11 protein-coding genes are annotated in these 9,528 nt (G+C 51.0%); 10 read left to right on the forward strand and 1 reads right to left on the reverse strand.

All coding sequences use genetic code 11. The features are described 5' to 3' along the window. Window positions 1–227 precede the first annotated feature (227 nt). Window positions 228–731 (forward strand): hypothetical protein, encoded by a 504-nt coding sequence (locus tag PHV74_12570; GenBank protein ID MDD5095191.1) that lies wholly within the window; start codon window positions 228–230, stop codon window positions 729–731. A 383-nt stretch (window positions 732–1,114) separates the two neighbouring features. Then, the gene (locus tag PHV74_12575; protein MDD5095192.1) at window positions 1,115–2,941 is read left to right on the forward strand and encodes a cation:proton antiporter; all 1,827 of its coding nucleotides are present in this window, start codon (window positions 1,115–1,117) and stop codon (window positions 2,939–2,941) included. 304 nt (window positions 2,942–3,245) lie between these two features. On the opposite strand, the gene PHV74_12580 is transcribed toward PHV74_12575, so the two are convergent. Next, the gene (locus tag PHV74_12580) at window positions 3,246–3,857 is read right to left on the reverse strand and encodes a helix-turn-helix transcriptional regulator (protein ID MDD5095193.1); all 612 of its coding nucleotides are present in this window, start codon (window positions 3,855–3,857) and stop codon (window positions 3,246–3,248) included. A 426-nt stretch (window positions 3,858–4,283) separates the two neighbouring features. Between PHV74_12580 and PHV74_12585 the strand changes: the two genes are divergently transcribed. The 8 genes from PHV74_12585 (at window position 4,284) to PHV74_12620 (ending at window position 9,176) form a co-directional block, all read left to right on the forward strand. Further along, entirely contained in the window at window positions 4,284–4,976 is a 693-nt protein-coding gene (locus tag PHV74_12585) for a GreA/GreB family elongation factor (protein ID MDD5095194.1), read from the forward strand. A 62-nt stretch (window positions 4,977–5,038) separates the two neighbouring features. Further along, complete coding sequence (locus PHV74_12590) at window positions 5,039–5,272, forward strand: DUF5679 domain-containing protein (protein ID MDD5095195.1); 234 nt, start codon at window positions 5,039–5,041, stop codon at window positions 5,270–5,272. A 1,182-nt stretch (window positions 5,273–6,454) separates the two neighbouring features. Then, window positions 6,455–7,015, forward strand: a complete 561-nt coding sequence (locus tag PHV74_12595; GenBank protein MDD5095196.1) for a hypothetical protein — start codon at window positions 6,455–6,457, stop codon at window positions 7,013–7,015. Between the two features lie 242 nt (window positions 7,016–7,257). Further along, the gene (locus PHV74_12600; GenBank protein ID MDD5095197.1) at window positions 7,258–7,809 is read left to right on the forward strand and encodes a DUF6125 family protein; all 552 of its coding nucleotides are present in this window, start codon (window positions 7,258–7,260) and stop codon (window positions 7,807–7,809) included. A gap of 150 nt (window positions 7,810–7,959) precedes the next feature. Beyond that, complete coding sequence (locus PHV74_12605; protein ID MDD5095198.1) at window positions 7,960–8,250, forward strand: hypothetical protein; 291 nt, start codon at window positions 7,960–7,962, stop codon at window positions 8,248–8,250. Window positions 8,251–8,366: 116 nt separating this feature from the next. Continuing rightward, window positions 8,367–8,714 carry a 50S ribosome-binding protein YggL gene (locus PHV74_12610; GenBank protein MDD5095199.1) on the forward strand — a complete coding sequence of 116 codons (348 nt, stop codon included), beginning with the start codon at window positions 8,367–8,369 and terminating at the stop codon, window positions 8,712–8,714. Further along, entirely contained in the window at window positions 8,704–8,970 is a 267-nt protein-coding gene (locus PHV74_12615; GenBank protein MDD5095200.1) for a hypothetical protein, read from the forward strand. Before PHV74_12610 ends, PHV74_12615 begins: the two co-directional genes overlap by 11 nt. 5 nt (window positions 8,971–8,975) lie before the next feature. Next, entirely contained in the window at window positions 8,976–9,176 is a 201-nt protein-coding gene (locus PHV74_12620; protein ID MDD5095201.1) for a DUF2283 domain-containing protein, read from the forward strand. Window positions 9,177–9,528 lie beyond the last annotated feature (352 nt).

Below are 9,528 nucleotides of genomic sequence, written 5' to 3' on the forward strand. Positions count from 1 at the left end.
AGCGAGATTGACTTCGTTATACACGAAAAGATAATTGGTGTCAAGGGGCTTATGCTGTATCGGATCAGATCGTGTTAAACATTTCCTCTCTTTCTAAACTCCAGCATGAGTTGTTCCCCAAGTAGCTCACAGCCTACTATTACTACTACCATGCATTCCCAGCGTTGCACTACAGCGGGGAACGGGATACACTGTACGCCAAGTCGATTACAATGCAGGAGGAAGAGATGGCAGAGACGCTAACGCAGGGCATTATCGCGTTGCTTGGGCAAGGAAAGCTATCCGGTGAAATTATCGGCATGGGCTTTAGGCCGGGGACGGTGTACGCTATCCAGCGCAGATGGCGACAAGAGCACGCCAAAGCTCCGACTGTTCAAGGCAAGGAAGATGCCCAGTCTGATCCCGAAATAGTCCAGATGAGAAAGAAGATGGAAGAGATCGAGAAGGAGTTGAGCAGGTTGAAGATGCCTTCCGACGTAGCCATCCTGATCGCTGCAGCCCGGCAAGCGGGTAAGGACAAGCGTGATAACTGTCCCTATGAGAAGGAGGGCTGGTGCGCGGTTTGGGATTGGAAAAGCCCGGAAGAGATTCCCAACGCCATAGGGAAGCCCGTTTCGATTGAGAGGGAAAAACCCGTGGGGCGTATCAGGCTTTCACCGCTTTACTGCGCCATGTGTAGTGTTCTACTTGAGGAATACTTGACCCAGCCGGAAGACCGCATCTCTGATTAACCCTACGCCTGACGGTTTACACCGCCCTGCTTCATAGCAGCAGTATCATACTTGGCCCCTCGCCCGGCGCATGATCTTTAATCATGTGTGCATCAGTCTCACTGCCTAGCGCATAATAGCACGGCTCCGAAAAGGGAACTCATCCAGCGAGCCTACGAAAGTCGCAAAACTGGTAGGTCCGGAAGGACTTCGTCTTCGACGGACAATCATTTTGACGAAATTCAATATTGCATTACAACATAGACATGGTTAAGATGGACTTGAACCTTGCCTCAGCCTGACCAGAAGCTTGAACCTCCCAATGCCGTCCTCCGTAGAAGGACCTTGGTCGCCCAAAAGCCTCGCTGGTGGGCTAGAATTCTCTGAAGGCCAATTCAGCAGGTATGGAAGATATTGCCCTGGTCAAAGACTTTGCTGTTATCATGGTGACTGCCGGTGCAGTGACACTGCTGTTCCGCAAGTTGAACCAACCGCTCATAATCGGCTATCTCATAGGAGGAATCCTCCTCGGTCCCTATAGCCTCTCCTTCCCCGGCGTGGGTGATCCAAACACGATCAGGCTGCTTGCGGATTTGGGACTGGTGCTCATTCTCTTCGCCCTAGGCCTCGAATTCGGTTGGGGCAAGATTCGACAAATGGGCATCGCAGTGATGTTTATCGCAGTAGTAGAAAGCCTCACCATGATCTGTATTGGGTACGGACTGGGGAGGTTGCTAGGGTGGGGGAGCAAAGAAAGTCTTTTCCTTGGAGCAGCCCTCGTAGTCACCAGCACTGCCATCATCGGGAAGACGATGAAAGATGCCGGGGAGTCAAACCGCTCCTTCTCGCCAGTTGTCATAGGCGTCAGTGTGGTGGAAGATTTCATCGCGGTAATACTCATCGCCGTCCTCGCCGGTATGGCAACAACCGGCACTGCCGATCTGAGTGACATCGGTTCACTGGTTTTTCGACTATTGATTTTCCTTATCGTTTCTCTCAAACTTGGCCCATTCATCGTTCGCCGGATTATCAACTACACCCATCAATTTCAGTCCGAAGAAGTACTCCTCATCGTCAGTTTGGGCCTCTGCTTCGGGATGGCTGTAATTGGCGATACCCTGGGGCTATCCGCAGCCGCTGGTGCGTTCATTATGGGAGCTCTCATTGGCGATACGCAACACTCTCCAGCCATCACCAAAGCGGTAACGCCTATTAAGGATATGTTCGCGGCCATCTTCTTTATCACCATCGGCATGTTGGTTAACATCCGGGATATCAAGGATTTCATCATCCCGACGATCGCCGTTTTTATGGTTTTCGTGTTGGGGAAAATACTGATCAATACGCTGGCGACTCTCATGGTCGGCTACAAGTTGAAGACCTCCCTCGAGGTAGGAATGCGCCAACCGGTGATGGGGGAGCTGTCTCTGGCTACAGCCAAAGTGGGGGCAGACAGTGGAGTTGTTATCGCTCCTCTTTATCCGGTTATCGCTCTGGTAACAGGATTGACTTCATTTACTGGCCCTTATATTGCGCACTCAGTGACGCATGTGGCGGATTTTGTCGATCGAAAATCACCGCGCCTATTACGGACCTATGGATATTGGGTCAATGAATGGGGTCATATACTCCATGTTGCGTTGACACCCAGAGATGAGTTGGCCCAAACACTACGTCATAGCGTCAAGATTATCTTGACTCACCTCCTCGTGGTGGCACTCATTATCGGCACGGGGAGTCTCACACTTCAATTCATCGATACCCTGAGCTTCCTCAAGAATGTACGGTTGGATATTATTGGCATTTGTTACACTCTATTCTTGCTCGCCGTGTGTATGCCCTCTTTTGTTATCATATGGCGAAACACCCGAATCATCGTGGATGAGAGCACAAAGTACATCCTCAGGAGGAGGAGATCGCCCAAGGGGTGGCGATATGAGACGCTACACGTGGTTATTCGGGATACCATGCTGCTTGCTCTGTCGATATTCATTATCTTGTGGTTTGTCCCTCTCATTTCCGATCTCCTTGCCATTGGATCGTATGCCCTGGCCATACCCGTTCTGTTCTTAGCCTTTCTCCTATTCTTGACGGTACGATCGGTCAGGAACATTCACCGCAAGCTGGCGAAAATGCTCAGTTTGGCTCGTCTTGAGAACCATTCTCCCGCACCGCCAGACCCTAACACATTCGAGATTCCACCAGAGGATGATCAGATGGTTGACTCATAGAAGAAATTCGGCCAGGGGAAATGGAAGCGGAATGATGGCTCAAATCAGTTGTACACGGATCAGTCCCGTCGGGATGATGGATAGTCGCGCCGAAGCTCGGCTAGAGATTTGGTCGTTTTACAGTAATATGAAAGCATGGCGGGCATGATGGATGATGGCAGCACTCGGTTCGGATAGCAGAAGACGGGCGAGGAAAACCTAGGAAAGAATCTCCGAATGAGGTGACCTCTGGGGCAATTAAGGATCCCGTTGTGGGAGAGACTGACTTTAGTTTATTGCAGAAGCCAAGCGCGGGACTCGTTTTTCAGATTAGGTTTCTGTTTACGCCAATAACCACGCCGTAGATGTGACTATCGCGTCCACTGCCTCCATTATGGTCCGTCGTACCAGGGTACCGAATCAGGTGGACCACTTTGTCCTGATGACACAATATAATATTGCCGGGAGAGGGTGTCATCTTTCGGTCGACGAGAATCACATCGTCTTCCTTCACATCCAGGCTCGGTTCAAGGCAGAAACCTTTTGCCAGAACACCTACGATGTTGTCGCTCAAGTGCTCTGATAGCCCCCAATAGACATAACTCACTACTTCAGGTACCTCGGATTGTATTTCTGCAAGAACAGGAATCCGCGCCAGCCTCGGCATATCAAGCTCAGCCAAGGATTGTTGAGCGTTCTCAGGAGGAGTCACACGCTCCTCTCTATTTTCAATATATCCGGCTGCCTCGTATAATTCCTGTGGCGAGACTTGGAGTGCCTCGGCAAGTGACAGAAATGTCACAGCCGAAGAGTGTTGATAGCTGTCCAGCTCCAAGCGAGAAAGATGGCTCCTGGTCAACCCGCTCAGTCTTGCGAGATCCCACTGACTGAGTCCTCTTTTTCCTCTCGCCTGTTTAATATATTGGCCTAGACTCATATATCAATGATGCTCCATCGAGGGTATCGTTTCTGGTGAGTATTGGCCCACGCTTATGTCTCACATCCATCCTCCATATCAATACTGAGAGACTCTATGTTACTACAGTAGCATACCCCTTATTTCAGGTCAAGCGTGTGTGTCAGGCCTTAACTCTTGAAAAGTATTCCTCCCGTTGTCTGGCGGTTTCCAGACATTGTGTTTGTTGAATATCTGGCTTGACAACGGTGGGGGTTGATGCTACTCTGGTAGCAACACCCCACCATCCAAAAAAATCCACGATTCAACCCCCTAGAAAACAGAATACTTGACGGACTGTTAGTTCGGCCTTGTTTTGGCAATTCTGCTGTTTGCCAGCCACACACGTTGGACTGAGGGAATATCGAATGAGCCATGTTTTGACCAGGCTCAGAAAAGGAAGTGAGAATGAAGGGAAAGGGACTCTCCGGGACTGAAAAGGGATTACTGAAGATCGTATCGGAGTTAGACTACCTGTGTTCTGTACGGAGACGGGAAATCACGGAGTTGCAAGAGCAGTCGAGAGCGGCGGGCGGCATTGTGTGCAATGCGGAGTATGAAACCGCCAGATATGAGCAGGCTCTTGTTGAAAGACGGATTCGGGACCTGCAGGACATAGTCAATCGGGCAGCAGTAATGGAACCGCCTGCCGCGTGCTGCAAAGCAGGTTTCGGCACCAAGGTTCTTGTCCAGGACAACGATGGCAAAGGCCATCAATTTACCCTCGTTGAAAGTGTCGACAGTAATCCTTCCGAAGGTAAGATCTCTATTGACTCACCAGTTGGCAAAGCTCTTCTGGGCAGATCAGAGGGAGATAGAGTTGAGGTTCGTACACCGGCAGGTTTGCGTGACTTTCTGATAGTTAGAATAGGCTTGGCTGATGAAGCAGTAATTCCTGATCCGGCGCAAGCTGAGCACGTGGTATCTCAAACCATTCCCACGACGTTGCCAATTCACGAATGCAGCGAATCGGGTATAGAGACCCCACCGAATGAAAAGCGGAGGGAAGGCAAGGAAAAAGCAAGGCAGGCCGCAGCACTGAAAAAGGCTGGAGTCCGCCTTACAAAAGGACAGATGCCAAAAGCCGCCAAGAAGAAATAGAGATAGATCCCTTGAAGGCATGCGCAATTTGCCAACTGGCGCACGAGGTGGGAGGTTGCGTCATGGTTAGGAAGAGTATTCGGACATCACAGGGTGAAGCCCTCGGCTTTCGAGATGCTGCGGGCGTCCGTTTCATGCGCAACATGGAGAAGGGGGCGCAAGCCCGCTGTGCGAAGTGCAAGAAAACGGTGACGGTTGCAGGCCCGAAAGCCACCCTTCTGAAGGGAGAGCGCCCCGCGATTGCAGGTGAATGCCCAGATTGCGGAACCATCATTTATAGAATCGTCAAACTGTGAGTATGGCAGAGGCTATTTCCACCTGAAATGTCTGCTGAGCATGGGACGTGGCTGACTAGTGAATCCAGATATTCTCGAAAGAATGACTATTAGCGTTCTGCGACTCAACGTGACGCTGAGGATGCGACAGATGCCAAGTTGTACGATCCGAATGAGGACAGTAAGTCTGGGCTGCTGATTCTTCGGCGCGCGTCCTGACTTCAGCGCAGAGAGAGTTTCGTACAAGTCCACTCGGCGATCGGAGGTCTGTGCCATTAGCAGCAGACATAGAGAAAACCAACACGCACGAAGATGTTATGTGCAGCGGATGCTTGAGGATAAAGGTGTCGGCTATATTTTGGGACTTGCTAACCGGAAAGCTGACAATGCCGGATCAGTAAGGTGATCAAGATGGCCTGTAAGCGTCGCCACAATACCGCAGCAGGAAACAGAGCAGGGAATAGAATCCCCAGCGGTGACCATCCGACCCGCGTGATCGCTCGGAGTTGGATTGAATATGCGTCGCCGTCAACATACACGAAGCACAGACAGAAAGATACCTGTGGATTCGAGCAGCGCAACACGTCTCTGAGTTTGGGATCTCGTTATCGCACGCCGGATGAACCCGGAAGGATTTTCAGGGCTACTGGGGGTCAAGGCAACCAAATGGGCCGAGGCTGGTCTACACCCCGGCAAGTCCGTCTCGACAGGCCGCAGCGTTGGTAGTCGCTCATCACCGTTGCGACGTGATATACCTAAAGGGAGTAAGGAATGGGAAAAGAGAAGTCAAATAAGCAGGGGGGAAAAGGAGCCCCAAAGGGGAGAAGGCGAGGGCTCAACCAGTTCTCTCCAACCAAGAAGCTAATGTCATCCATGCGTAGTCGTGCTGCTAGTGGCAAGAAACGGAGATGATGAAATCGAGTGGGTGAATGGTAACCGGCGATTATCCGCTTCGCGGATCGGCCAACGTCGCACCAAAAAAAGGTGGGCGTTCCCTAGAACATCCTAGATAAAGCGAGCTTTCTGAGATCACCAAGAAGATTTGATCTGTTCACTTCTTGGTGAGAGTGCCTTCCAGACAAAGGTATCTGATAGAGTTGACAGCGGTTAACAGGGGGTCGATCTGGTCGACGTCAGGGAGAATGGGATAGTCAGAAGACATAACCCGCTGGATATCGAATCACATAGAAGGAGGATTGCCAGATGTCAGACTTAAAAGACTACAGTGGGGCACTGAAGGAGAATCTGAAGCTACAGGATTTCTCTCAAGAATTCCTGGCTAAGCTGGCCAAGGAATGGCAGGCCCAGTTTATCAAATTTGAGGACATTTGTTTCCATATGGTCCAAGAGAAATGGGGGCAGCAGGCGGCCGACGAGTTCGAGCTGGAGGCGTTTGCCCGGGCAGCGAAAATCAATGTGCCCAGAATTGCCAAGCTGGCAAACACTCAGGTAAGAGACGCGGTGGACTTCACAAAGGTTTCTCAGTTGCTCGTAGAGGGGCTGTTCTTGCAGCCCACCACTAGCATTGAAGTGATAAACAGGGATCATGTGAAATTGACCGTACGCCGTTGCGTGCTTTTGGATTATCTCGAAAAGCATGAACCATCGCGGATAATACCCGTCTGTCATCAGCTTGAGGTGGCGATGTTTACCGAGTATATTCGTGTTCTCTTGCCTGATTTCAAGGCGAACGCGCTGAAGCTCCCTCCCCGGAAAAGCCCGACGGAGGTTGCCTGCGTGTGGGAGTGGGTACGGTCCAGCTAATCTGAGCACTGCTGACAACAACAGCAGCGGGCTCAAGCGAGCGGTCTTGGGCAGTGTGGCAGACTATGTGCTCCGGCAATCGTACCGCCCGGTGCTGCTGATCAGATCTCACCAGGTCAAGTCGTAGCGTAGTGCCTGTGATTCGTCTTTGCAATTGGGGGATGCCACTCATGTCATTCCCGCGAAAACTCGTGTTTGCACAATCTGACCGGTTAAATCCATTACAAGGGGAGGACGAGCTCATGGAAATAGCAGACTACACCGGCAAATTTGACCCTGATTTCGGTCCCGACAAATTGACCAGAGAGACCCTACTCAAGCTCCTCAAAATGTACTCCGAATACATACGAAGAGTGGACGGTTATTGGTATGTCACGGTCATGAACAGGTGGGGTAATGAGGCGGCCCTCGAGTGTGATCTTGACGTTTGGGAGAAGGCCCAAGTCTGGGAGATCAAGTCGACAACCAGCTTATTGAACATCCATGGAGATGACGTTCTGACGATGATGAAAGCCATGCAGTCCAGCCCTTGGATGTGGCTCTACGATTATGACGTGGATATCAAGAGCCGTGACCATGCCATACTTACCTTCCGCACGTGTCCAATCCTAGCCTCTATCGAAAAAGAAGGAACAGGGCGTGAAGAACTACTCTGTCATGGCTTGGAGCCCAAAGTGTTTCGTGTCATAGCCGACTATTTCAATCCAAAGATTGAGGTCATTCCGCTCAAACTACCTCCAAGGAAAGCCTCGGACGAAATCGCCTGTCGGTGGGAGATGAAGTTGGATAGGTGACTACGTTCACAGTGTGTCGCCAAGCAGCGAAATGAAACACTTGACGGATTAGACCACTGTCAATACGGCTGACCCAAGACGCTAAGGGCTACGGGAAATAACACATGAGCTAAGGAATCTCTGATTAACTCCTGAATTCATGCGATAATAATGGCAGATTCAACTTTAGGGAGTTCTGCCGTGATGAATGGACCCACTTTTGCCAGCCTGACCTATGACAATAAGAATAAGAAGACTCGTCGGGAGAAGTTTCTGGAAGAGATGGATCGGGTGATTCCTTGGGATGAGTTATTGAAGATCGTCCGGAAGCGCTATCCGAAGAAAGGCAACGGACGGCACGCCGATGTGAGCGTGAGGTTGCCCCTCACGTGGGGGCGTGGATTCAAATATCCGCCGTATCCGAAAGATATTCTGGTACCCCTGAGAATGAGCCTTCCATAACTTCAGGCCGAGGCGTTCTCATTGAGATTGGAACTTCATGCAGATGCAGATATGGTAGAATAGCAGTGCAGTCAAATGAGTTCTGTTTGGGCTGAGGGCTATCGATAAGGTGATCAATGATGAAGAAGCGGTTGAGGAAGAAAAAGCATCTCGGTGAGTTCAGGGAGTGGGGGCGACAAGTTTTCATAACCCTCAACAGCAGCGAGGCGCTTGACCAGTTCCTTGATGATTTTATAGTCGATGCTGTTGAAGCTAATGGTTTGCGTTGCGGTGGTGGTGGGCGAGCGAACGAGATAAACCTAGTGGTTGAACTTGGCCGCTTGAAAGATGATCCCGAAGCGAGATTTCGGATGGTGACTGCCTGGTTGGACGCTCGTCCAGATGTTGTGGCTTATAAGGCAGGTCGTCTCTTTGATCTTTGGCACGAGGACGTTGACGATATGGAAGGCGCGCATGAAGCCTGATCCCGTCGAATATGAAATCACAGACCACGCCGAGTTCGAAATTCAGAGGCGAGGTATTCCGCTGGACATGGTGCGAGCGATCGTGCACAAACCGGAACAGCGCTTGATGGTACGTGAGGGGCGAGAGGTATTTCAGTCTCGCGTACAGATGAGTGGCAAGAGATATCTCATCAGAGTGTTCGTGGATACCGATCGCGCTCCTGCTGAAGTGGTGACAGTCTACCGTACCAGCAAGATTGGCAAGTATTGGAGGTGACCGCGATGAAAGTTACCTATGATCCCAAAACCGACACACTGAGCATGATTCTCAAAGAGAGAACGCCGGTTGCCGAAAGCGACGAAGACAAGCCCGGCGTCATTCTCGACTATGATGATGCTGGCAACCTGATATCGCTCGAAATCCTTGATGCTTCGTCCAGGGTGAGCGATATTCGCAAGATGGAATTCCAGATGGCGGCATAGCGGGAATCCTTAGCCGGCTTCACACAGCGGCGTGCCTTTACTGACAGGGAGCAGAGGGTGAGGGCAAAGGGAAGAGTGGGTTTGAGGAGATGGCCGGTTATGAAACCGAAGAAGCCACAACCATGGATGGTGCGGAGAGGTGGATCATGTGCGGCATGATTGTGAAAGAGAAGATAGGTCTGTGTTTCAGGGGGAGTTCGACCCTCCCCCGTCTCCACCAGAAACACGAGAGAGCTTCCGAGTCTGAATGATTCGGAAGCTATTTTACTAGAACGACCTCTGAGCCTTTCTTGATGGTCGCGACCTGGAAGGTTGGCCAGAATGCCGGTTTGGGCTTCACCGAGACAATGGG

The organism is Dehalococcoidia bacterium (assembly GCA_028711995.1).
In the GTDB taxonomy this organism is placed as follows: Bacteria; Chloroflexota; Dehalococcoidia; order SZUA-161; family SpSt-899; genus JAQTRE01.